20 protein-coding genes are annotated in these 23,812 nt (G+C 45.5%); 8 read left to right on the forward strand and 12 right to left on the reverse strand.

What is annotated here, in order from left to right; genetic code table 11:
* From H7708_RS00560 to H7708_RS00590, 7 genes are all read right to left on the reverse strand, one after another.
* Positions 1-1,020, reverse strand: coding sequence for a WD40/YVTN/BNR-like repeat-containing protein (locus tag H7708_RS00560; protein ID WP_223668515.1), 1,020 nt, complete (start codon positions 1,018-1,020; stop codon positions 1-3).
* Positions 1,021-1,089: 69 nt separating this feature from the next.
* Positions 1,090-2,466 carry a DUF1329 domain-containing protein gene (locus tag H7708_RS00565; RefSeq protein WP_223668516.1) on the reverse strand — a complete coding sequence of 459 codons (1,377 nt, stop codon included), beginning with the start codon at positions 2,464-2,466 and terminating at the stop codon, positions 1,090-1,092.
* Positions 2,467-2,486: 20 nt separating this feature from the next.
* Positions 2,487-4,400 carry a DUF1302 domain-containing protein gene (locus tag H7708_RS00570; RefSeq protein ID WP_223668517.1) on the reverse strand — a complete coding sequence of 638 codons (1,914 nt, stop codon included), beginning with the start codon at positions 4,398-4,400 and terminating at the stop codon, positions 2,487-2,489.
* A gap of 308 nt (positions 4,401-4,708) precedes the next feature.
* A complete protein-coding gene (locus tag H7708_RS00575) occupies positions 4,709-4,900 on the reverse strand; it encodes a hypothetical protein (RefSeq protein WP_223668518.1) in 192 nt (63 codons plus the stop codon).
* 35 nt (positions 4,901-4,935) lie between these two features.
* The gene (locus H7708_RS00580) at positions 4,936-5,898 is read right to left on the reverse strand and encodes a hypothetical protein (protein WP_223668519.1); all 963 of its coding nucleotides are present in this window, start codon (positions 5,896-5,898) and stop codon (positions 4,936-4,938) included.
* Entirely contained in the window at positions 5,895-6,752 is an 858-nt protein-coding gene (locus H7708_RS00585) for an ABC transporter ATP-binding protein (protein WP_223668520.1), read from the reverse strand. The genes H7708_RS00580 and H7708_RS00585 overlap by 4 nt, the downstream gene beginning before the upstream one ends.
* Positions 6,745-7,119: a GntR family transcriptional regulator gene (locus H7708_RS00590; protein ID WP_223668521.1), complete on the reverse strand. Its 375-nt coding sequence runs from the start codon at positions 7,117-7,119 to the stop codon at positions 6,745-6,747. Before H7708_RS00590 ends, H7708_RS00585 begins: the two co-directional genes overlap by 8 nt.
* A 236-nt stretch (positions 7,120-7,355) precedes the next feature.
* Here H7708_RS00590 and H7708_RS00595 point away from each other — a divergent pair, with 236 nt between their 5' ends.
* The 4 genes from H7708_RS00595 to H7708_RS00610 all read left to right on the forward strand — a co-directional run bounded on the left by H7708_RS00595 (position 7,356) and on the right by H7708_RS00610 (position 10,431).
* Positions 7,356-8,300 carry a YeiH family protein gene (locus H7708_RS00595; RefSeq protein WP_223668522.1) on the forward strand — a complete coding sequence of 315 codons (945 nt, stop codon included), beginning with the start codon at positions 7,356-7,358 and terminating at the stop codon, positions 8,298-8,300.
* Between the two features lie 27 nt (positions 8,301-8,327).
* Positions 8,328-9,251 (forward strand): NAD(+) diphosphatase, encoded by a 924-nt coding sequence (gene nudC / locus H7708_RS00600; protein WP_223668523.1) that lies wholly within the window; start codon positions 8,328-8,330, stop codon positions 9,249-9,251.
* A 194-nt stretch (positions 9,252-9,445) separates the two neighbouring features.
* Positions 9,446-9,823 (forward strand): hypothetical protein, encoded by a 378-nt coding sequence (locus H7708_RS00605; protein ID WP_223668524.1) that lies wholly within the window; start codon positions 9,446-9,448, stop codon positions 9,821-9,823.
* 254 nt (positions 9,824-10,077) lie between these two features.
* A complete protein-coding gene (locus tag H7708_RS00610; RefSeq protein ID WP_223668525.1) occupies positions 10,078-10,431 on the forward strand; it encodes a hypothetical protein in 354 nt (117 codons plus the stop codon).
* A gap of 4 nt (positions 10,432-10,435) precedes the next feature.
* Here H7708_RS00610 and epmA read toward each other — a convergent pair whose 3' ends face one another.
* Both epmA and efp read right to left on the reverse strand, forming a co-directional pair.
* Complete coding sequence (gene epmA / locus H7708_RS00615; RefSeq protein WP_223668526.1) at positions 10,436-11,398, reverse strand: EF-P lysine aminoacylase EpmA; 963 nt, start codon at positions 11,396-11,398, stop codon at positions 10,436-10,438.
* Positions 11,399-11,639: 241 nt separating this feature from the next.
* Positions 11,640-12,203 carry an elongation factor P gene (gene efp, locus H7708_RS00620; RefSeq protein WP_223668527.1) on the reverse strand — a complete coding sequence of 188 codons (564 nt, stop codon included), beginning with the start codon at positions 12,201-12,203 and terminating at the stop codon, positions 11,640-11,642.
* A 26-nt stretch (positions 12,204-12,229) separates the two neighbouring features.
* Here efp and epmB point away from each other — a divergent pair, with 26 nt between their 5' ends.
* The 3 genes from epmB to H7708_RS00635 all read left to right on the forward strand — a co-directional run bounded on the left by epmB (position 12,230) and on the right by H7708_RS00635 (position 17,330).
* Positions 12,230-13,270: an EF-P beta-lysylation protein EpmB gene (epmB, locus tag H7708_RS00625; protein WP_223668528.1), complete on the forward strand. Its 1,041-nt coding sequence runs from the start codon at positions 12,230-12,232 to the stop codon at positions 13,268-13,270.
* An 80-nt stretch (positions 13,271-13,350) separates the two neighbouring features.
* A complete protein-coding gene (locus tag H7708_RS00630; RefSeq protein ID WP_223668529.1) occupies positions 13,351-15,138 on the forward strand; it encodes a hypothetical protein in 1,788 nt (595 codons plus the stop codon).
* A 119-nt stretch (positions 15,139-15,257) separates the two neighbouring features.
* Positions 15,258-17,330 (forward strand): EAL domain-containing protein, encoded by a 2,073-nt coding sequence (locus H7708_RS00635; protein ID WP_223668530.1) that lies wholly within the window; start codon positions 15,258-15,260, stop codon positions 17,328-17,330.
* A gap of 40 nt (positions 17,331-17,370) precedes the next feature.
* On the opposite strand, the gene serB is transcribed toward H7708_RS00635, so the two are convergent.
* The gene (gene serB / locus H7708_RS00640) at positions 17,371-18,312 is read right to left on the reverse strand and encodes a phosphoserine phosphatase SerB (protein WP_223668531.1); all 942 of its coding nucleotides are present in this window, start codon (positions 18,310-18,312) and stop codon (positions 17,371-17,373) included.
* A gap of 94 nt (positions 18,313-18,406) precedes the next feature.
* Between serB and H7708_RS00645 the strand changes: the two genes are divergently transcribed.
* Positions 18,407-19,534 carry a hypothetical protein gene (locus H7708_RS00645; RefSeq protein ID WP_223668532.1) on the forward strand — a complete coding sequence of 376 codons (1,128 nt, stop codon included), beginning with the start codon at positions 18,407-18,409 and terminating at the stop codon, positions 19,532-19,534.
* On the opposite strand, the gene parC is transcribed toward H7708_RS00645, so the two are convergent.
* The gene (parC, locus tag H7708_RS00650) at positions 19,531-21,771 is read right to left on the reverse strand and encodes a DNA topoisomerase IV subunit A (protein WP_223668780.1); all 2,241 of its coding nucleotides are present in this window, start codon (positions 21,769-21,771) and stop codon (positions 19,531-19,533) included. The two genes, H7708_RS00645 and parC, sit on opposite strands and share 4 nt — an antisense overlap.
* A 26-nt stretch (positions 21,772-21,797) precedes the next feature.
* Entirely contained in the window at positions 21,798-23,693 is a 1,896-nt protein-coding gene (gene parE, locus H7708_RS00655) for a DNA topoisomerase IV subunit B (protein WP_223668533.1), read from the reverse strand.
* Between the last annotated feature and the right edge of the window lie 119 nt (positions 23,694-23,812).

Here is a 23,812-nt window from a genome sequence, read left to right on the forward strand (position 1 = left end):
TTATTGACCTTTCACTGCAGAAGCTTTCTTTTCATTATTAGCATCATAAGTTTCAACACCACCTTCGCCAACAATGATAAAACGTTCATTACCCAGACTCACTAGAGCTGCCCGTCCTTTCAGATCAGATCGTTTGGCCACAGATATATTGTCACCCTGCTTATGAACCAGAACGCCACCGGTGCCAACCAGCACCAAGCCATTATTTTCCGTAATTAACATATCATGCAAACCAGCTTCATTTGCCAGCTTGAGCTTCTTCCAGCTACCACCCTGATCCTCAGAATGAAACAAATTCCCCCTCAAACCATACACATACAAATCACCATTGGTTACGCTGATTCCAAAAAAGGAACCTTCATAAGGGGAGTTTATCTTTTCCCAGGTTTTGCCGGCATCCCGGGTAACAGCCACCATGCCTTTACTAAACTCTTCACCAATATCATTCGCTTCAGCAATATATTTTTCGCCAGCCATAAACCAGGTTTCGTCAGACCGTTTTTCCAAGTCATAAAAATGGCTGAAGCCATCATAAACATCGCTCAAACTGGTTATCTCACGTACCTGCCAATTATCACCACCATCGTTGGTTTCCAGATATAAACCATAAGAGCCAACCGCAGTAATGTTATCGCTGGATGCATACAATACACTGAACAGTGCAGGCTGATAATTGGATACTTGCTGGTGGCTTATAGTCCAGGTCTCGCCAGCGTCTTCTGTGAGCAAAATAGTTTGGTCAAAGCCTACGGCAACTCCATGTTGCTCATCCAGGAAGTCAACCGCGGCTAAATTAACATCTACAGGCACCTCGACCTGACGCCAGCTCGCACCTTTATCCTCTGAAATGAGTATATGACCACGCTCACCGACAGTGATATAGCGCCCTTCCGATACCTTAACTATATCGAGAAGTAACGAGGAATCTGCTTTTGGCGCAATGACTGCAGGTTTAGCCTGCCCGGTACATGACATAACAAACATCAGGCTAAGGCAAAGAAGTTGTAGGACGGTTTTCATTTGTGATTAGTATTTCTATGGGGTTAATAGCAAAGCGGCCGGTGAACCCGACCGCTGTTAACGTAACGATTATCGGCGGCCAATTCTACGCAGTGCCGATGGAGTGAAATGCGAAGCATTAAACTCTATTTCAAAATCGTACATGTCTTCCTGGTTATCCAGACCAAGTACTAAGTAACGACCCGATGGTAAATCATAATAAGTTTCCAAGGTCGACCAAAGAGTCGGAACATCATAGTAATTAATCGGGTATGCCATAGCGACACGCCACAACTCATCACGCTCGTCATACATCTCTTCAGCTACGATTTGGTAACTGTCTTCATCAATGTAGAACACACGCTTTTTATACTGGTGACGAGTATCTGATTTCAGGTTAGCTTCCAGAACCCAAACGCGATGCTTTTCATAGCGTACCAGATCAGAGTTAATCACACCCGGCTTTACGATATCATCATACTCCACCTCATCTGAGTGTAGCTTATAATTATTGTAAGGGATGTACATTTCCTTCTTACCTTTAATCGTCCAGTTATAACGATCAGGCGCACCATTGAACATATCGAAATCATCAGTAGTACGAAGACCATCCGATGCTGTACCCGGTGCATCATAAGCTACATTCGGAGCTCGACGCACACGACGCTGACCCGGATTATAAGTCCAAGCCTTACGCGGCTCTTTCACCTGGTCCATGGTTTCATGGACTAACAATGCAGTGCCAGCTAATCGTGCTGGCGCTTCAACGATTTGACGGAACAAGAACAGCACATTACCTTCCGTCAGTTTCTCCGGGGTCATTTCAGGTTCGTTGTAAATGTGATGTAGCTGATCTTTCAACTTGACCAATACATAGTCACCGTCAGGAAGCGGTGTTGCCTGACCCACTTCACGCTCAACCGATACACCGCGATAACGAGTTAATGAGTTCCAGATAAGCTGTAAGCCATTTTCAGGGAATGGGAAAGGAACACCTATAGATGCGCCTGAGATACCATTACCGCCTTGGACCAGCTCCGCGCGAGGAGCGTTCACTTTGATCGCATCGTAAACGTGCTGTGGAAATGAAGCCGAGCGACGTGTTTGATACACGTGCATCTTGTAGCTTTCAGGATAGGTTTTAAATAGCGCAACCTGTCCAACCGTTAAGTAATCTTCATAATCCTTATAGTTAGATGCTGTAATAGTGAATAAGACTTCATCCTCCGCAAATGGATCCGGATGGTGATCACCCGCTTCATAACCGGCTGGTACTTCCTGTATACCACCAGTCCAGGCCGGAATAGAGCCATCTTCATTACCCGCTTTCTCCGAGCCCATCGGGGTATAAACATCACCGCCAAGCTCCGCTGCTTTTTCTGCTGTTACCTTAGCAGTTGCTACACCAGAAAAGAGTACCGAAGCGACTGCACTCGCCAATAACCATTTATTCATCATCTTAGCCATAAACTGTTAATACCCTTTTATTAGAATGAGTAACTTAGTGCCAGAGAGACATAATCACGATCTGAGATTAAGTTTTTGTCTTCGGCACCCATAAATACATTGTAAGCAAAGTCGACTTTCCAACGGCTTTGGTAGTCAAAACTTGTACCTAGAGCGATAGACTGGCGATCTTCGAGGAAGTTCGAAATCGGAGCTGGTGTATTACCCTTGACATCATGCTGGAAAACCACACGAGGCTTCATATTCCAGCCACTAAAGACATCGTTATACTCCCAACGCATGGCAACGCGATAACCCCATGAGAAGTCGGTGGCAAAGCCATCTGTCATGCCTTCACATTCGGTCGTTACACGATTACCTGTAGCCGGGTTAGTAAAGCCACAAGGCGTGCTGCCAGGAGGAGCCAGTTCAAATAAACCTCCAACAGTACCGTTACCATTGGCGTCAACGGCACGAGCCGGGTTACCTGAACGGAAAGTACCCTCGGCTTCATAGCGCAACTCATTTTCCTCAGGCATATTCAAGATCTGATTCATGCCCACTTCGACTAAGAAGACCGTTTGATCGGAGCCCCATACAGAACCCAACAGGTTGGTCAGTGTCATTTGTGCCTGAATAGTATCATGCAGACGGTAACCTGAAATTTCTTCACCCAGACCGACACCATTCGCCACCTGGCTGGTACCGCTTGGAATTTGGCCGATAGGTTCCAGAGTTGCAAATAGCAGCTCAACATCATCAACCTGCAGCGGCTCATCGATACGGTATGAAATTTCACCCGCAACCGAAACACCACCATCAGTCGCCGTATTCACACTAACCCCCAGCATTTGGACGTCTTCCGGATACTCCAGGAAGCCAAATACCGTACCAGTTTGATCGGCTGCGTTAGCAGAGATAATTGGACGACGGTTGTGGTAATTCATGTAATAGAAACCCCACTCGGTTCCCATTTCAGAAAAGTAGCCTAATTTAACACCGTATTGACCGTTATCATCGGCTGGACGTGTGTCCCTTCTGATAGCAACCGTTCCTGGCTGCCCTTCCGGGAATTGTGCAAAGCCCAAATGTACTTCGGAGCCCTTCAGGCCTAAGAAGTCACGTGTGGCAAAATAAGTACCAGGTTCATCGGTACGAACAGGCTCCCACTCAAACTGATAGAAACCTTCAAGAGTAAAGCTGCTGCCGCTATCGCTAATCCACTCACCCGATGCCCACAGCATGCTGGATGGAATAAATGCTTCTTTCAGCTCGGCTCCTGGGTTACGCAAAGTTCTTAAATCAACGGCATTGGCTTCTGATAGACTGTGTTGAATAAAGGTACTTTCGCCCCAGCTGACCACCTGCTCACCTAAACGTACTTGCATAACGCTATAGTCACTCAGGTCCCAGGTTGCCCAGGCATACACGTCTAACATGCGTGCATCATAACCCTGTTCTTTACGGACTGTTGTTTCACCAGCAGCATAAGCTCCTGCAGGATAGGTGTCGAGGTCACGGAAACGGAGTTCTTTATCCATTAAAACGCGATCGTAGTACCACAAGCCACGGGCAAACAAACCATAATCACCGTCTTCATGGCGGATATCTAATTCGTGAGTCCCTTTGATAACTTGAGAGAAGAAGTCCCCTTTGTCAAAGTTCAGGTTGCCATCGTCTGAGTTGTTCGACCAGGCGCCATCAGGCACGGTACCTGATCCATAAAGAGAGGTAACTGGCATGCCAGTTTCCAGTTGATACAGGTTAGCTTTACCGACTAGATTGCGGTCACGCTCTTCAACACGCATGCTCCCACCGACTGAGATGGTGGAGTCAAAGCTAAATTCAAAGCTTTCACTTTCCCAACTGACAGCGTTCGATGCAGTAGCAGCAACAGCCAAAGAGACACCCGCTGCAATCTTTGACAAGGTCATTATTGGTTTATTTCTTTTCATACAATTCCTTCCCCCATCGACAGGAATTAGCTGTTTATTACATTATTCCGGAAGCGGCTTTTCCAAGACGTCATACCACTTGCTAAACTGCATACTATCAATAATGTCCACTTTTTAGCAAGAAATATAACGGAGAGACGGATTTAGATGGCTAAATGCAACTTTTTGCGGAAAATCAAAGCAATATATGCCCTCTCTACAACTCTGTTAGCCGCTAAGGGAGATGCAATACCCAGATACAAAAAACCAGCCAAGCCTGATAGGTAAACTTAGCTGGTTGCTCACGATAACCTGATGAAGGTCAGAAACTAATCAACCTGACTCACAAAAAGGTTTTTTACGCCATGATGAATAGTTTGCACCGTTTCCAGAGTATTCAGTAAGCCGACTTCTGGCTGTACTCGATCCAGCTTCGCCGCGATGGTATAACCAATAGCCGCCAGAGCAATGTATAAACAGATTCGGCTAATCCGTTTACTCGATTTCCTGTTGTAGGTCATAAGTGCCTCCTTAAATTTACGTTAACTGCACTCAATTAAAATGCTTCATCTCTAAAGCGACGGATATAAATAGCGGCACCAATCATGATGACACCCAGTACGATACCCACCCAGAACCCGGTATCACTCAGCTGACCACCAAAACTCATGAACTCTAATTCGTCAGCTATGAACGATAGATCATCATCGACCTCTGCCCGCTTTTGTGAGAATTCTCTTGCCAGAGCGTTAAATGGGGCCATCAGCGCCTGCACCACACCAAATAATTTTTCACCAAGGAAGCTTAAGACGTGGCCCGTTTTAAAGATCATCCCTTCAGCGATAATAACCAATACTGGCGGTACCGTTGCAACCAAAAATGGCACCTTCTTGGTCCAGCTGGACACCAGCAACAAATAGCCGATAAATGGTATCGCCCATAACATCGCCATATAGATGGCAGCCAACTGGTATAGCGACACCTTAATGAAACCCGAGTTCGCCCATAGCGTTGACCAGGCGTTAACGTCAGATACCCAGGCAAAAATTGTTGCAATAATTAACATGACAAAGTTTGTCGCGATAATCACCAGCCAGTATATAAAGGGCGCGATAACTGCCACTGCAACAACTTTGGATAAGACGGTCTGGGTATCAGAAATTGGCATCGACTTCCAGAACAGAATACTCTTATCCTTACGATCGTCGTAAAGTGAACCCAGACAATAAAAGAAGCCGACGATGCCAAGCACTATATAATAGCTATATATCGCTGAGTAGAGCGCACTCTGGGTAGCAAATGCCTTAATATCATTATCCACCGTGACATCGTACAGTTTGAACAAGCTGCTCAAATCGTGCGAACCATAATTAACGGTTTCAATATTGCCGTTCGATACAATAATCAAACCAAGTATGGCAGTAAATAATGATATGCCCGTAATAACCAGAGGAACCCAGTAGAACCCCGTTTTGTTTTCCCAAAACTCACGTTTCAGCAATGTTCCAAATGTATTCATGCTACCTCCCCTTTCATCTTCGCCACGAACAGGTCGGCAACGCTTGGCTTTCTTACCTTACCCATTTCTTCCAACTGTGCTCGCTCAACACCATTGAATAAGCAGACCTTCTGTCCAAATACGTCACGAACATTCATCGGTTTAAGTGCCAATGCTGCTTCTTCAAACTCTTTCTCAACCATCACTTCGAAGTAAGACTGAGCAACTTCTTCCATGCTGTCATCAAGCACAATGCGACCATCCTGAATAAATACCAGATCGCTTAAAATATGCTCGATCTCTTCTACCTGATGCGTCGTGATAAGAATGGTTCGCTCACCGTCAAAGTAATCGTTCAGCAACGTTTCATAAAAGGATTTACGATAGAGAATGTCCAAGCCAAGGGTCGGTTCGTCGAGAATCAGTAAGTCTGCATCAATCGCCATAATCAAAGCCAGGTGCAATTGAGCGACCATGCCTTTGGACAATGACTTCACTTTACTCTCACGTTTAATCTTGGTTTCAGATAAATACTTCTCACAAAGCTCACGATTAAACTTAGGGTGGACTCCCTCCACAAATTCAATCGCCTGCTCCACTTTGATCCAGCGCGGCAATACCGCTACATCCGCCACAAAACATACTCGTTTCATCAACTCATCGCGCTGCGTATGTGGATCCAGCCCTAATACCTTCAGATCGCCGGAATAGTTGGTCAAACCAAGTAGCGCTTTTAACAACGTCGTCTTACCGGCCCCATTAGGACCAATCAGTCCCAAGATACTACCTTTTTTCACATCAAAGCTAACATCATTAAGCGCCTGAAAGTCGCCGTAAAACTTGTTGAGCTGTTTTGCTGAAATGACATTAGCCATGATCCGATTCCTCCTTATCAAAGGCTTCCATGAATTGTTCTTTTGTTATGTTGAGCCTTTTCAATTTTCTTATCAGTGCAGGCAACTCTGTCGTTAAGAACATTTCTCTCTCCTGCTGCAATAACTTATCTTTTGCACCTTCCACCACAAACATACCCAGTCCTCGTTTTTTCTCTGCCAACTGATCATCCACTAACAACTGGTAAGCTTTCGATACGGTTATCGGGTTTAACTGATACTCAGCTGATACCGTTCTGACCGATGGTAAAGCCTCCCCTTCTGCTAAATTGCCTTCCAGAATCATGTTCTGGACACGATCCCTAAGCTGGAGATAAATTGGCTGTGAGTCATCCCACTGTATTTGCATACTCTTAGTACCTTTGTAAGCCACTGACTTATAAGTCATTCTGTAGGCTAGTTTCGATTCAATATGACTGGTTTCACCATCACTGCCATACCGATTATGGTGTTATACTTACATACAACACCTAATCAGTAAAGCACTTTTTTGTATTATTTTTATGCAGAAAGCAAAAAGAGATGCAGATTAATCTCAACCCGAGTACACTGTGCGCCAAAGTTTAAGACTTTCTAATATAACCCATGGCCCTGGATAGCAATAAAAAGTTTGAGCTTGTTGCTAACTCTTTACTGATCTTATTATCCATTTTATGTATTGCCGGTTTGCTTAAAGCAAGCTATGCGTTGGCGCTTGGGCTGATCTGGGGGTGGTTTTTTGCCGGAAGCCATTCTTTGCCGCTTGGCTCCTGGGCAGGACTACTATTAAAAGTCGCCATTGTCTTACTTGGCTTCACCCTACCTTTCGATGAACTGGTGTCTAACGCCGGCGGAAACTTCTGGCTCACGGTTCTGGTTATCGGTGGAGCAATTGTGCTGGGCCTGCTTCTGGGTAAGCTGCTGAAAACCGATAATAAACAGAACTGGCTGATCAGCTCCGGTACAGCCATATGCGGCGGCAGTGCTATTGCAGCAGTTGGCTCATCCATCAAAGCCAACCAGCAGCAAATGGTGATATCGCTGGCAATCGTGTTTTTACTCAACGCCGTAGCCCTGTTTACCTACCCTGCAATAGGGCACTGGCTCGAACTGGGGCAAAAACAGTTCGGCGTCTGGGCAGCGTTAGGCATCCACGATACCAGCAGCGTGGTCGGTGCCGCCGCCGACTATGGCAAGCAGGCATTAGAAGTTGCGACAACGACCAAACTGGCTCGAGCTCTGTGGATTATCCCAGTGGCGCTTATTGCCTCCATTGTGGCTCATTCAGGAAAGTGGCGACTGAATATCCCGCTTTTTATCATTTTCTTCTTATTAGCCAGTAGCCTTGGAAGTTGGCTTGATATGTCGCCATTGACCAACTATATTCAGCCAGCAGCCAAAAACCTGTTTGCCATGAGTTTGTTATGGATGGGCACCAGCTTAAATAAACAGGCCATAAAAGCCATCCCCTTCAAAGCAATGTTACTAGGAATCATTTTGTGGTTGATACTATCCATTGGCACATTGCTAGTGGTACTGTATTGGCTCTAAAAAATACAAAAGGTATGTAAGCTCGTTATGTTTACCTTCCAAACCAATCCATTAAACCGCCACGGCCATAACCGACACACCTCACAATTTATTCGACGGTGCTTACAACAGGCGAATACACGCTTTTTACCCGTGATTCGCCAGTCTATCCTCAGCATTGAAGACGCAGACGGAAAAATGCAGCCTTTATTGTTAAAACAAGGAGAGCTGGAATCCGTTATTTCAAATATCGAAACAAAGCATTTGATTTACCTGGGCGAGATGGAGCAGCAACACTATTTTACCTTTCGTTTAAAATCGAAAGCACTGGTGGAAGGTTTTGCAGCGGTCGCCCGACATAACAATGTAGTCCTGACCGATCTGCGCCAATTATTTAAACACCTTTCACCTAATCAGGCACATCTGTGCAATGTAGCAGTGGCTTTGGAGCACTGGCATAACACCCATCAGTACTGCGGTGTCTGCGGCCATGCCACTTATGCCACCCAGTCCGGCTTTGTTCGTACCTGCTCCAATCCGCAATGTGAAACAGAGCATTTTCCACGAACTGACAGCGCAGTTATTTGCGCCATCACCCACCAGGATAGACTGTTGCTGGGACGTCAGAAGAATTGGCCGGAACACCTGTATTCAGTTATTGCCGGCTTTGTTGAGCCAGGTGAAACCCTGGAACAAGCTGTTGCTCGTGAAGCCTATGAAGAGACGGGCTTACCTCTCAGCAACATCCAGTATTACCAATCCCAGCCATGGCCGTTCCCTCAATCGTTAATGGTGGGATTTACCGCGGAAGCAAACCATGACACAGTTAAGCTGCTGGATAAAGAACTGGAGCATGCACGATGGTTTACCAGAGAAGAAGTAAGACGAGAGAGTGAAAACGGTAAGCTCGTGCTACCTTTTAAATATTCCATTTCACGTACCTTAGTTAATCAATGGCTGAATACCGACTAATTATATCCAAACCGGGTGTGAATCGGTGATATCACTTGAAAAATGCACCAATTTAACGTATCACTAAAGACAATATAGTATAAAAAGAACGATACACTTCTAAAAATATAGCTGGAAAGGAAACGCGCTCTTAGCAGAGTAACGATCGAAATAGGCATAAAGCGACCCCAAGCAGGCGCTTTGAAAGGAGAATTATGTCGACAGTTACAATTTTAGCAGGCGACTTTCCACGAGGGACGGGTCATTTCACTTTCCGCAACTTCACATTGCCCGGTGATGAAGAACATTACCTTTGCGAGACTGTGTGTATCACACAAGTTGAGTTTCTTAACGAAGCCACTCCGAAAATGGCTCTCTTACTCAATAAAGATCCCGAGTTAACCGAAGAAATCCACTTGGAGCTGGAAGAAAAAATTCGTATTGCCGACGAAGATGATGTATTTTTTATGGTCAGATTAGCCGATCAAAGACGATTTATCGCGGAAACGGATCAAGCGACTTACGACAAAATAAAGAATAGCCTGGAAGAGTTATCTCTAACCCCGGCCTCTTATCTCGGTAATCGTGCGTAACGGGCAGGATCAGAAACTTCAGAGGTCCACGAGCATTGGCACCGATGCTAAAATCTATTTCAGCTCAACAAGTTAGCTGAACAAACAAGTCAAATTTGCAAAAAACAACAACTCTGTCCCAACTCTTCGTTTAAGAGTGTCAAAAAAATTGACGGTCTCCTGACGATCCCTAATACTGTAAACATGGTTCTAAAATACATCTTATATCGAAGAACCATAATACCAAAAACTGGGGAATCAATGAGGTAAGATATATGTCGAAATTGACCATATTAGCTGGAGACTTCCCTGTCGGCGCTGGACGTTTCACTATCCGAAACTTCACGCTACCTGGAGACGAGAATCACTATTTATGTGAGACCGTAGCAGCCAATCAAATCACAGCTCTGAATAATGCCACTGAAAAACTCCTACTGCTTTTAGATATCAGTGATAGCACCAAAGAGTTCATAAAAAATGCCAAGCGTGATCAAACATTCTTTATGGCTAAACTGAAGGATGGTCGGCGCTTTGTTGCCTCTACCGACGACAGGACTTTTAACAAAATTGTACAAGCTGTTCAACGAGAAACGGATATACCATTAGACAAAACGCCCTCAGCGGCCTAGTAATTCAAGCCCTGTCCGCTGAAAAGGCGATAACATCCTGCAGTGTGTTTGCTTGAAGCAGAATCATTAAAAGTCGATCAACGCCAAGTGCGACTCCCGAGCAGTCAGGGAGGCCGCGCTCTAATGCAGCAATCAGGTGCTGATCGATAGTCATCCGAGGCAACCCCTGAGACACCCGCCACTGGTTATCCGCCTCAAAGCGTCGACGCTGCTCTGCGGCATCGGATAATTCATAAAACCCATTGGCTAACTCAACACCTTGCCAATAGACCTCAAAACGGCAAGCCACTTCAGGATTATCAGGATTTAAACGCGCCAATGCCGCCTGACTCGCCGGGTAATCGTAAATACAATCAATGTCACCATTCTGACCGAGCAGTGGCTCAATCCGATCCTCAAACAACAGCACCAGATAATCATCACGCTCCAGCTCCGAAGGTAGATCGCCCAATAAGTTTCCAGCCAACTCTACCAGTTCAGAGTCGCTTATCGACAAAGGGTTAATATTCAAATAGTGAGTAAACACTTCGGTGTAATTTCTTTTATTCAAAGCAACCGAAAAGCCTTGCGTTTGCGCTAATGCCTCCAACAATTCAAACACCTGCTCCATCAATTGATGATGGTCAAATCCTTCGCAATACCACTCGAGCATCGTGAACTCAGGATTATGCCGCTGACCCAACTCATCTTGACGGAAGGACTTACAAATTTGGAAAATGGAGCCGGAACCCGCTGCCAACAGACGCTTCATGGCGTACTCCGGCGACGTCTGCAAAAAGCCTACGCCGCCCGCAAAGCCGTCTACCTGAAACGACTTCATATATCGATCCGTCACACCATGATGACTTAGAAGTGGCGTCTCAACTTCAAGAATATCGCGCTCGGCAAAAAACTGACGGATCTGTACCAACAGCTCAGCACGAGTCTTTAAGGTTTCAATTGAAGCGGTTGGTTTCCAGTCAGACATGGTGGTCTCTATATCGATAACAAGGTAGGGTCTGTTCCTTTGGGTACCCTACGTTTGCTAGCTCAGTAAAGTTTTTGCTAGACAAGACTTACTGCTTTTTGAAACACGGAATGTAATCCACCACCTAGCGCAGGAAAAATATTCTTAGGCAAGGCATCCGGTTTAATTAGACGCGGAGTTTGCTCTAGCAAATGAGCATCTAATCAAACCTGATAACAAAGCATAAGGATATTTTAACAAGCTAGGCGCGTGAAACGTATTCGCCGGTACGCGTATCGATTTTCAGTTTGTCGCCAATATTCACAAACAAAGGTACTTTAACGACCGCACCTGTATGCATGGTTGCTGGCTTAGAGCCACCGCTGGAAGTATCACCACGTAAACCAGGATCGGTATCCGTTACTTCCAGTACAACGAAGTTTGGCGGTGAAACATCAATAGGACGACCATCCCACAGTGTTACCTGGCACTTGTCCTGTTCAATCAGGTAGTACTGTGCATCCCCAACGGCATTAGAATCTGCCGAGACCTGCTCAAAAGTATTCGGATCCATAAAATACCAGAATTCTCCATCGTTATAGATATAATCCATATCAGTATCAATAACATCAGCAGTTTCGATACTTTCGCCAGACTTAAAAGTTTTCTCAACAGTACGCCCGGTTAATAAGTATAATACCTTTGTTTTACTGAAGGCTTGGCCTTTACCCGGACGAACAAATTGATTATCAACCACTGTACAAGGCTCGCCATCTAACATGATTTTGGTACCATTGCGTAGGTCGTTAGTTGTAATTGTTCCCATGAAATCCTCTAATACTGAATATATTTATGATTCAAAACGTGCAGATTTTAACGCGAAATGACTCTTATTGGCAGGACAATGAGTGGAAAAAGTGGCTTTCTGGCGCTTTTTCTTCACCAAACAACCTCCTGCAGCACTTAGAACTGGCTCCAGAGCAGCTGCCCTATCGGGTTCTGCCCGATCACCCATTTCGCCAGCGCGTGCCTCAACCGTTCGTTGATCGTATGGAAGCCGGTAACCCTGATGATCCATTATTGTTGCAGGTATTGCCACTGGCGCAAGAAGCAGAGGAAGTCGACGGTTATGTAGAGGATCCTTTAGGCGAACATGACAGTACGTTACCGGGCTTACTGCACAAATACCAAAGTCGAGTACTGGTGATGCTGGCTACCGCCTGTGCCGTCAATTGCCGTTATTGCTTTCGCCGCGAGTTTCCCTACTCAGATAACAAGCTGGGCAAAGGAGACTGGACAGCGATTATCAATTATTTGCAACAAGACGAAGACATTAACGAAGTCATTCTCAGCGGTGGCGATCCGTTAATAGCCAATGACGATTATCTAGCTGCATTTATCAAACAAATAGAAACTGTAAAACACATTAAACGCTTGCGTATCCACAGCCGCCTTCCCGTGGTTATTCCGCAAAGGATCACCTCAAAATTAGTTGAGCTGCTCAGTTCAAGTCGGCTGCAATGCGTATTCGTGACACATATCAATCACCCCAATGAGATCGATGAATTGTTGGGCAAAGCGATGCAGCGTCTTCACCAGACCGGAATTACCCTATTAAACCAGACAGTGTTACTAAGGCATATCAACGATAATGCCGAGACTCTGGCCGACTTGAGCGAAAAACTATTCGACAACCACATATTGCCTTATTACCTGCACTTACTGGACAAGGTCAAGGGCTCACATCACTTTGACACCGAGGAAGCGGTGGCCGTTGATATTATGCAACAACTCCAGTATCGACTGGCCGGTTTTCTGGTACCCAAATTAGTCCGCGAAGAAGCTGGAAAGCCCCACAAATCCTGGATTGATTTAGCCAATAATAATCAATAAGTTAAGCCCCAAACCACTAGCACCGCATGTGACTTTTCGCTAAGATAGTCTTAAACAGCCATAATATACGGGGAAAGATAGTGGCGCTTACTCAAGGAACTGTGGGGCTAACGACTCGAGTCCAGAATGACTCGACTGTGCCTGATATACCCTCATCGATAAAAGAAGCTAAGCACTGGATAGACATGCTACCAGTCGCGGATATGGGCGAAACTGCCTCGAAAATTTTCCACTATCTGTATGATTTAAACCAATCCTCGTTGGCTCCCAAGACCCGCTTACAAATTCTAGAAGCGATCAAACCGTCTTGTCTTAACATTCTTAACGCTTTGGCCACGGTATATATCCACAGCCCATTAAAATACTCTCAAAAACTTCAGTCAGCTTCAGAGCTGGTGCATGCCATTGCCTCTGAAACCGTCTTCGGCTTTAACACGGTAATCGAAGATATTTGTGACGATCCTGCAGCTATAGAGAAATACCAGAAGACCATACTCCCTGCAGCTTGTGCCAACAGTTTGCAGTTTCAAGGCTTTATTCAACTACAGCGCTATCAGCTGTATAAAACCGTTGGCTCCAAACTCTGGGTACAACAAAACATTATCTATAAGTTGGCCCAGAAGTACGATCTGCTCGAGCATAAGCTGAGAAAAGACTCTGCATCACTCGGCACCATCAAAAAGCAACTGCTGATCAATCTCATGTTGCCGGTATCCAACCCTTACCAGCTGAAACACGGTGAAATAAACGAAGTTTACAACAGCCTGGACGCACTTGCCGAACTGGCGGATCTGCAGCCTGAGGGCACTCAGGGCTGTTTATTTGCTTTTTTACCTGACAACGATATAGCTCCACAGCCAGTCAATGCAGTAGAACAAGAGTCACTGACGGTAGTTGGTATTAACTTACAGCAACCAGTTAAAGCCTTGGAGCGTAACTTAAAAAGTAATTCTGAAGGCTTTTTCAGCCGCTTTAAGAAGACCCCCCCCCAGCTCGAGTTAGATGTCGATTTATCAGAGCACCTGATTACTCACTGGAGCAAAACGCTCAACCGCAACTTCATTCGTATGAACTCACAAGCCAGCACCGAAGTTTGCATTGGACTGGCAGCTTCTCACCACTTTCTGGTCGAAAAATTAGGAAAAAAGGTTCATGAGCGTTTTTTTGGGCAGAAAAAAAACAAAACAATGGAACTGGAACCAGAAGTACTACAGCTTGACCAGGATGAAGGTGATAGCCAGCACAGTTTTGTCTGGAAAACACGCTCCAGTGGGATGGGGCTCAGTAGTGAACAGCAAAAGGATGCTTTCGCCTCTATCTACAAACCCATCAGCAAGGAAGATCAACAACATATCAAAGAAGATAAGCCATTTAAGAATATAAAGACCAGAGCCCGCTACCAATGGACATCCGGTAGCGTGCGTGATGCCAGCCCAGCTGGTTTCTGCCTGGCATTTGATAAAGCTCCTTCGTCCTACGCCGAAGCCAACGAGCTTATTACCGTCAAAAACCTAAAAGACCGTCAGGAACAGTATAGCCTGGGCATGATTCGCTGGAATCGTTGGCATAAAGATTCACTATTCCTCATCGGCATTGAGATTATATCGCCGGAACCAACGCCGGTAAGGGCGACGCTAGATTGGGATTATGCAAAGCCAGCCTATCATCACAATGGCCTCTTGCTACCCGAGATGCCGAATGTCGGTATTGATGCAACCATTATCTTGCCCCCGCTGGGATATCGCTCGGGACAAACCGTTGCTATCATGACTCCTGACGATGAATTCAAATTAGAACTTAACAAGAAGGTTATTGAAACCGATAATTTCATCCAGTTCCAGTTCAGACAGAAACAAAAGCAGTTTTAGCCTACGTACGATTGTCATAATCGTGAAATATTGTAGAATTTGTGGGCCAGTTACAGTAACCCCCGAGGAAACACTTTAGAATGTAGGCTTGGGGAATAATTAATAATGACTAGATAGCAATGATGAAAGAAAAGGTTAAACAATCACCGATTAATACAATCATCTTTTCCTCCTCGCCTAATGACAGCGAGCAGGTGGCGAGCCATTTAAAAAATATGGGACTGCCGATTCGCCATCAGGTCATTTCAGATAGCGAGCAACTAAAGGACGCGCTACAAACCAAACACTGGCAGCAGGCTATTTTTATTGATGAGCTTGATAATCTACCTATCAAGTTAGCGTTAAAACAACTGCGCAGCCAGCCTTATGCCGTTCCGGCTATTCTACTGAGTAATCACTACAGCGAAGAAAAGCGCTTGGAGACGATTGCGCAAGGCCTGAAAGACTGTATCCCGACGAAATCACTTGATCTGCTCGCATTATTGGTCAAACGAGAGCAACAACTGGTAAATAGTCTCCAGTCTCTTGAGCAAGCGAATAAGATTGTTTACGAAACCAATAAGCGTAACGAGTTACTTCTTGACAGCTCAAAAGACGCCATCGCTTATATTCATGACGGTATGCACATTTATACCAATCCAACGTATACCAAACGTTTTGGTTATGAAGAAGATGAGATTATCGTTATGACCATTATGGACATCATTGCTGACGACGATAAAGATAAAATTAAAGCTCTCCTCAAACGCCAGGCACAGGAAGGAACCGAAGTTAGCGAAGTACTCAAAGGCAAAACAGCTTCTGGTGAAGAGTTCGAAGCTGACTTTATCATCAGTTCTGCAATTTACGATGATGAAGACTGTGTCCAGCTGCTGGTGCGGGATATTGGAGATCAACAAGAACTGATCAAAAAGCTTAAGGAAGTCAGCCAGATTGACCAGGTGACCGGTGCATTAAACCGCCCTGCCTTTATGGAACATCTGGAGCAAACCATACTCACGACTCGAAGCAATAAGCAGGAAGCCCTGCTTTATCTTGTAGAAATTGACAAGTTTATGGATTATCGAAGCAAATTTGGCATTGCCGATTGTGACGTTCTCTTGAAAGATACAGCCGACTGGTTGCGTGATCATGTGGACAGTAGCGACGTTATTGGACGAATTAGCGACAGTAGTTTCGCAATACTACTCAGCAATACCGAAAAAGCACCTACAGAGTTACCTAAGCGTCTGTGTCAAGAAATTGAGCAACAATTATTTGAAGTCTCTGGACAGACCCTAAAAGTTAGCTTCAGCGTCGGTGGCGTTCCAAGTAAAGACAATGACGTTGAGCCCACCAAGTTATTACTTCATGCGACAACTGTAGCTCACAACTTACAGGAAGAAGGCGGTAATAAATATCAGATATTCAACCCTTCTATCGACAGCCTGCTAAATGAAAAAGAGCGCAAAATTTACGAAGAGTTCACCTTAGCTCGTGAAGAAGGCAAGATGACTCTGTTCTATCAGCCTATGATGAGCCTAAAAGGTAGCCCGAAAAAGCAGTACATGTGTTACTTCCGCTATCAGCTCAAAGATGGCGGCTGGGGACTGGGCGAAGATATTTTCCCAATTTTTGAAAAAATCGGAATTGATGCCGATATCGATAAAATCACTCTAAAGCATAGCCTTAAAGTATTGGCCAAAGACCAAGCGAATGGTAACGATAACAAGTTATTCCTGGCGCTTAATCCAAATACTTTATTGCGAGAGGATCTTGAGAGCTGGTTAGACAAACTAGTCTCTGCAGCCGGTATTAATAGCGAAAACCTTATCTTAACTTTAAAAGGACATATCGCTAAAACTTACCTGAAAAGAGTGGTTGAGCTGAAAAGCTCTCTTAAGAAAACTGGAGTGCCGTTCTGTCTGTCAGGCATTGATATTGAAGATAGTGAGCTGATAGGTTCAATCAAACCACAGTTCGTGGCCTTTGCTCCAAGCTTTATCGACACACTGAAAGAAGAGGGTGCTGAAAAGGTACGGCCTGTTATTGATGCCGCAGCAGATATAGAAGCCAAAACCATTATCTCGAATTTAGAAGATGCTTCAACATTAGCGCAGATATGGCCTCTAGGTATTGATTTTGTCATGGGTAACTATGTTTCAAAACCGATCCCTAAGCTCAATTATGACTTTGCCGATAGTGACTTCTAACACGAATGCTAATCATCGGTTAAAAAGGCCCTGCTGTTATTCAGGGCCTTTTTTTGTTAGTGACAGACATAACGGTAAGGATAATATCCTGCAAGGCGTTCATATCAGCGAAGTGCAACACACAGTCCGCCCCCTCACGCAGGAATGGTTTTGCTTTATAGGCAATACCAAATCCTGCCTCCTGAAGCATCAATAAGTCATTAGCCCCATCGCCTACGGCAATAGTAGCCTGCGGCTTTAACTGACGGGCCTGCCGCCATTGTAGTAGTGATTCCGCTTTAACAGTTCCGTTAACGATAGGATAGCAGGCTTGACCCGTTAACCGCCCTTGCTCAAAGTCTAGCTGATTGGAACGAACTTCACTAAAGTCGATCCACTCAGAAAGCGCTCGAGCAAAGACGTCAAAACCACCTGAGGCAATAGCCACCTCTGCCCCTTGACTTATGACCCAGCGAAGGAAGTCCTCAACCCCGGGCTTAAAACACAGTCGAGCAAGGACCTTTTCCACCGCATCCTGCGGCATGCCCTGGAGCAAAGCCAGCCTTTTCTCAAAACTTTGATTAAAGTCCAGCTCCCCTAACATTGCAGCCTCAGTAATAGCTGCTACCTGAGACACAACACCTGCTTCTTTAGCCAGCTCATCAATGACCTCCATCGGGATCAAGGTGGAGTCCATATCAAAAACTGCAAGCTCTACCTTGTCCAGGTAGAAATCCTGCCCCAAAATACAGTAGTCACACTGTAACTCCTGGGCTAACTCAGACAACGCTCGACGGAAATGATCTGGCTCTTCAGTTGTCATCATCAACGCATTGCATGAGCTATAATGTTGTAGCCTGGCGTCACATTCTGTAATCTGCTTAACAACAATCCCGAGTTCGTTCAAATACTCCTGAGATTCTCTTAGCCACAGCTCTAACCTCTCCAAAGGTAAGGGCTGTAACGAAAAGAGTAACCATCGATAGTGTTCGTATTGTTTCATTTTTCCACATTCATTGCGAAGCCGAACTGGGTCGTGCTTCTCTGCCACATAATCTGTGATATATTATCCACAAATAAGCGCACTATGTAACTTCGTGAGCCATAAGAACAGTAAAAATAAAACCTATCTTCAATCGATTCGCCTGCCGATACTCATATCCTCAGCATTAGCGATTGTCGCTCTATGCTTTTTGATTTCTTCCTGGTATGAAAAAGTCGTTGATTATAAACAGCATAGCTTCTCAGTAACTTACAACCAGGGGTTGGCGGATAGTACGGCCTCATTCTTAGGCCAGTTAATAGAAGATGGTGATATTGAAGCTATCCGTAACATTGGTCAGCGCCTGTCAAAGCACCCTAATATACAAAAGGTTGCAATATATCAAAGAACCGGCGAATTAATACATGAAGAAGGTGAGAGCTCCACAGCTCATAGTGATCCAGTCATAGCCAATATCAGTTATGACGATCATTATAATGGTTATTTTATTGCCTACTTTTTACCATCATCAGAATTAACTGCCGATCAAGATAAAGTATGGTTACAGGGCAATGTCATTTGGCTGCTAGGGGCAGGCGTTTGGTTACTTTTCTTTATTGCGTTAAATATCAAGCGCTGGTTAACCTCATCGCCAAAAACAAACCAGCACCACCAGTCCACTGACGCCGAGAAACTGGCCCAGTCTGATAACTCAAGGCTACTGAAGCAATTGGTAAAACAAAACCTAAAACAAAGTAAGGATGCCAACTTTGATGGCTCGCTGATCATAAAGGCTGACTGGACAAAACTGGATAACCAAACCAACAATAAACTGTTAAGAATTCTCAGCCGCTGGCTGCCACAAAATGGACTTATTGCGACCCAATTCAACAGTGACTTACTGATTCTCGGCTTAGACAGTAGTTTCTCACCATTAAGAAGAAACCCTGTCTATGCCTTAGAGCAAAGTCTGAAGAACCTTCAGTTAGAACCTAAAATTATTCTTCATGAGCTCGACGTTGGGCAGGATGTTTGCCAAACTTTTTTCAGTATTATCGAGCCGGGTATATGGTTTGAAAAGTCGTTGAAAGTATCAAGCTCAAAAGAAGCCTGGCCAGCTCAAAAAACGATTGATATAGAATTAGAGGATAAAGAGATAGTGGAGCTGTGTCAGTTACCCGAACCCGACGCCCAACAGATAACTCTGATTGAGCGTCAGATTCGCTTTATTAGCGACGATTAAGCCTTAGTTTCAACCGCCATAGAATCAACCCGCTGGAAGCCACGAGGCAGCTTACTGCCTCGACGGCCTCGCTCACCTCGGTAGTGCTCCAAATCTTTTGGCTTTAACGTGAGGTGTCGTTTTCCCGAGTAAATCACTAAACTATCACCCTCCGTCACCACAGCGATCGAAACCACAAACTCTTCGCGACTCTTGGCTCTGGCAGTTGGTATGCTGATAATCTTATTTCCCTTACCTTTTGCCAGCTCGGGCAAGTCCTTCAGCGGAAACACCAGCATGCGTCCCTCGTTGGAAACCGCGATGCAATAAAGCTCGCCTTCCTGAGGCAACCGTTTCGGCTTTAGCACCTTGGCCCCTGACGGTAGCGTTAAAAAGGCTTTACCATTTTTCGTTTTAGACACCAGGTCGCTAAACTTAGCTACAAAGCCGTACCCGGCGTCAGAGGCAAACAGGAACTTATCGTCATCTTCTCCCATGATGGTAGCTAAAAACTCAGCGCCCGCAATAGGATTAACTCGACCAGTTACCGGTTCGCCAAGACCTCGGGCAGAAGGCAGCGTATTTGTCAGTAGCGAAAAACTTCTACCAGTCGAGTCCAGAAATACCGCATATTGATTACTCTTGCCCTGAGACGAATCGAGATAAGAGTCACCAGAACGATAATTCATTCCAGCAGCATCCACATCATGGCCCTTAGCGCAACGTACCCACCCTTTCTCTGACAAGACCACAGTAACGGGTTCCGTAGGTATCAGAGCAGTTTCAGATAACGCCTTGGCTTCATCTCGCTCAACGATCGGCGAACGACGCTCATCACCATGCTCGTCGATGACTTCTTTCAGCTCTTTTTTCACCACCGTTTTCATACGCTGCTTAGAGCCTAACGTTAATTGCAACCAGTCAGCTTCATCTTCCAGCTCTTCCTGCTCGCCTTTAATTTTCATTTCTTCAAGCTTAGCCAGATGACGCAACTTAAGCTCAAGAATGGCTTCTGCCTGTCGATCCGATAGTTTAAAGCGTTCGATCAACTTCGGCTTTGGTTTATCTTCCGTTCGAATAATATGAATGACCTCATCAATATTGAGGTAAGCAATCAGCAAGCCATCCAGAATATGCAGACGATCCATCACCTTGTCTAAACGGTGTTGCAAACGACGACGCACGGTTTCCAGACGATAATCCAGCCATTCTTTAATGAACACTTGCAGATTTTTCACCTGAGGACGGCCATCCAGACCGATCATATTCATGTTGACACGGTAGGTCTTTTCCAAATCCGTTGTCGCAAACAGATGGCGCATTAACTCGTCGGTATCCACTCGATTGGAGCGAGGAACAATCACCAGGCGTGTAGGATTTTCATGATCCGACTCATCGCGCAGGTCACTCACCATGGGCAGTTTCTTGGCCTGCATTTGGCTCGCAATTTGCTCCAGGACTTTCGAACCAGAAGCCTGGTGTGGTAACGCTGTAATGACAATCTCACCCTCTTCTTTTTCAAAGTAGGCGCGCATCCTAATCGAGCCACGGCCTTTATGGTACATTTCCAGGATATCCGATTTCGACGTAATGATTTCAGCATCGGTCGGAAAGTCCGGCCCTTGGACATGCTCCATCAAATCTTCAACTGTCGCTTTCGGATTATCCAGCATGTGTATACAGGCATTAGCCACTTCGGTCAGGTTGTGTGGCGGCACATCGGTAGCCATGCCTACGGCAATGCCGGTGGTTCCATTCAGCAATAAATTCGGAACGCGGGCCGGTAACACCTTTGGTTCCTGCATGGTGCCATCAAAATTCGGGATCCAGTCGACCGTGCCTTGTGAAACTTCTTTCAATAATACTTCGGAGTATGCCGCAAGTCGGGATTCCGTATATCGCATTGCCGCGAATGATTTTGGATCGTCAGGTGCTCCCCAGTTGCCCTGCCCGTCAACTAAAGGATAACGATAGGAGAAAGGTTGCGCCATCAGAACCATCGCTTCATAACAGGCTGAATCACCATGCGGATGGAACTTACCCAAGACATCACCCACCGTACGCGCCGACTTCTTATACTTTGACGTTGCTTTTAAGCCCAGCTCGCTCATGGCATACACGATACGGCGCTGCACTGGCTTCAAACCATCACCGATATGCGGCAAAGCACGATCCATGATGACGTACATGGAATAATTTAAGTACGCCTCTTCTGTAAATTCGGCTAGCGATCGCTTCTCAATACCTTCGTAATCTATTTCTTCCACGTTAACTCACTATTCTTCTATACTTCGATTTCGGCTTTATTGCCTTTTTCTTGTAACCAGTCTTTACGGTCTGCCGAGCGCTTTTTCGATAACAGCATATCCATGACTCGCTCTGAATTATCCCCGCTCTCGAGGGTCAGTTGAACCAAGCGACGGGTAGCTGGCGCCATGGTCGTTTCACGCAGTTGCTTTGGGTTCATCTCGCCCAGACCTTTAAAACGCGTGACCTGAATTTTCCCTCGTTTTTTCTCAGCCTTAATACGATCAACAATACCCTGCTTTTCGTCTTCATCCAGCGCATAGAAAACTTCTTTACCAATATCCACCCGGTATAGCGGCGGCATCGCCACATAGACATGACCGGCTTTAACCAGAGGCCTGAAATGACGTACGAATAGGGCGCAGAGTAAGGTTGCAATGTGTAAACCATCCGAGTCTGCATCCGCCAAAATGCAGATTTTGCCGTAACGTAATTTAGACAAGTCATCAGTATTTGGATCCAGACCAATCGCGACCGAAATATCATGCACTTCCTGCGACGCCAGAATTTGCTCTGGCTCCACTTCCCAGGTATTCAGGATCTTACCGCGCAGTGGCATAATCGCCTGATATTCCTTATCGCGCGCCTGCTTGGCTGAGCCACCGGCCGAATCACCCTCGACTAAAAACAGCTCGCTACTCATGCTGTCCTGGCCAACACAGTCAGCCAGTTTACCCGGCAGTGCAGGGCCCTGGGTCACCTTTTTACGCACCACTTTCTTACTCGCTCGCATTCGCTTATGGGCGTTACTGATAGCCTTTTCGGCTAATGCATCACCGATAACCGAGTTTTGGTTCAACCATAAGCTGAAAGCATCTTTCACCGTTCCAGCGACAAAAGTTGCACACTGACGGGACGATAAGCGTTCTTTGGTTTGACCGGAAAACTGCGGATCATCGAGTTTTACCGATAGCACATAACTGATTCGCTCCCAGACATCATCGGCGGTTAACTTCACTCCTCTGGGCAATAAGTTACGGAACTCACAAAACTCTCGCATGGCTTCTAAAAGCCCGTTACGCATACCGTTAACATGAGTTCCGCCTTGTGGTGTCGGAATTAAGTTAACGTAACTTTCAGCCAGGCATTCTCCGCCTTCTGGTAACCAGAAAAAAGCCCAGTCAACGGCTTCTGTGTCGCCAGCCAAGGAGCCGACAAAAGGTTCTTCCGGCAGCTTTTCAAAGTCTCCAGACTGCTCTAGTAAATAGTCAGTCAGCCCGTCTTCGTAGTGCCACTCATCTTTCTCACCACTGCTCTTGTTATCGAATACCACCTTAAGACCAGGGCATAGTATGGCTTTTGCTTTGAGTAGGTGCTTTAGCTTTGAAATAGAAAATTTCGGGCTATCAAAATATTGAGGATCGGGCCAAAACTTGACTGATGTCCCGGTATTGCGTTTACCCACCTCACCGACCACTTCTAGCTCGGATACCTTAAGGCCGTTCTCAAAGGCCATAAAATACTGTTTGGCATCACGTTTGACGTTGACTTCCACACGGGTCGACAAAGCATTGACCACGGAAATCCCCACACCATGTAAACCGCCTGAGAACTGGTAATTCTTGTTAGAGAACTTACCACCTGCGTGCAGCTTACTCATGATTAACTCGACGCCCGGAACACCTTCTTCAGGGTGAACATCCACCGGCATACCGCGACCATCATCCTGTATTTCCAGAGAGTTATCTTTATTTAACGTCACCAGGATGGTTTTGGCATGACCTGCCAAGGCTTCATCCACACTGTTATCAATAACTTCCTGCCCCAAGTGGTTAGGACGCGAAGTATCAGTATACATGCCGGGACGCTTTTTAACGGGATCTAAACCGCTGAGGACTTCAATATCATCAGCAGTATATTGATTGTTTGCCATAAATTCTTTGTAGTTTTGTGATTGTCGAGTCTTAAAGACGCAATATTGTTATAACGCCTTATCCTATAAAGGCGGATCTATTTGTGCAAGTAAAATATCAGCTCTTGAGCCGAAGACTC

It is taken from the genome of Kangiella shandongensis (assembly GCF_020005365.1).
Taxonomy (GTDB): Bacteria; Pseudomonadota; Gammaproteobacteria; order Enterobacterales; family Kangiellaceae; genus Kangiella; species Kangiella shandongensis.

Bases quoted from the DNA above. Each gene is read 5' to 3' on its own strand.
- H7708_RS00560 (WP_223668515.1), bottom strand. From the start codon at position 1,020: ATGAAAACCGTCCTACAACTTCTTTGCCTTAGCCTGATGTTTGTTATG.
- H7708_RS00565 (WP_223668516.1), bottom strand. From the start codon at position 2,466: ATGGCTAAGATGATGAATAAATGGTTATTGGCGAGTGCAGTCGCTTCG.
- H7708_RS00570 (WP_223668517.1), bottom strand. From the start codon at position 4,400: ATGAAAAGAAATAAACCAATAATGACCTTGTCAAAGATTGCAGCGGGT.
- H7708_RS00575 (WP_223668518.1), bottom strand. From the start codon at position 4,900: ATGACCTACAACAGGAAATCGAGTAAACGGATTAGCCGAATCTGTTTA.
- H7708_RS00580 (WP_223668519.1), bottom strand. From the start codon at position 5,898: ATGAATACATTTGGAACATTGCTGAAACGTGAGTTTTGGGAAAACAAA.
- H7708_RS00585 (WP_223668520.1), bottom strand. From the start codon at position 6,752: ATGGCTAATGTCATTTCAGCAAAACAGCTCAACAAGTTTTACGGCGAC.
- H7708_RS00590 (WP_223668521.1), bottom strand. From the start codon at position 7,119: ATGCAAATACAGTGGGATGACTCACAGCCAATTTATCTCCAGCTTAGG.
- H7708_RS00595 (WP_223668522.1), top strand. From the start codon at position 7,356: ATGGCCCTGGATAGCAATAAAAAGTTTGAGCTTGTTGCTAACTCTTTA.
- nudC (WP_223668523.1), top strand. From the start codon at position 8,328: ATGTTTACCTTCCAAACCAATCCATTAAACCGCCACGGCCATAACCGA.
- H7708_RS00605 (WP_223668524.1), top strand. From the start codon at position 9,446: ATGTCGACAGTTACAATTTTAGCAGGCGACTTTCCACGAGGGACGGGT.
- H7708_RS00610 (WP_223668525.1), top strand. From the start codon at position 10,078: ATGTCGAAATTGACCATATTAGCTGGAGACTTCCCTGTCGGCGCTGGA.
- epmA (WP_223668526.1), bottom strand. From the start codon at position 11,398: ATGTCTGACTGGAAACCAACCGCTTCAATTGAAACCTTAAAGACTCGT.
- efp (WP_223668527.1), bottom strand. From the start codon at position 12,203: ATGGGAACAATTACAACTAACGACCTACGCAATGGTACCAAAATCATG.
- epmB (WP_223668528.1), top strand. From the start codon at position 12,230: ATGATTCAAAACGTGCAGATTTTAACGCGAAATGACTCTTATTGGCAG.
- H7708_RS00635 (WP_223668530.1), top strand. From the start codon at position 15,258: ATGATGAAAGAAAAGGTTAAACAATCACCGATTAATACAATCATCTTT.
- serB (WP_223668531.1), bottom strand. From the start codon at position 18,312: ATGAAACAATACGAACACTATCGATGGTTACTCTTTTCGTTACAGCCC.
- parE (WP_223668533.1), bottom strand. From the start codon at position 23,693: ATGGCAAACAATCAATATACTGCTGATGATATTGAAGTCCTCAGCGGT.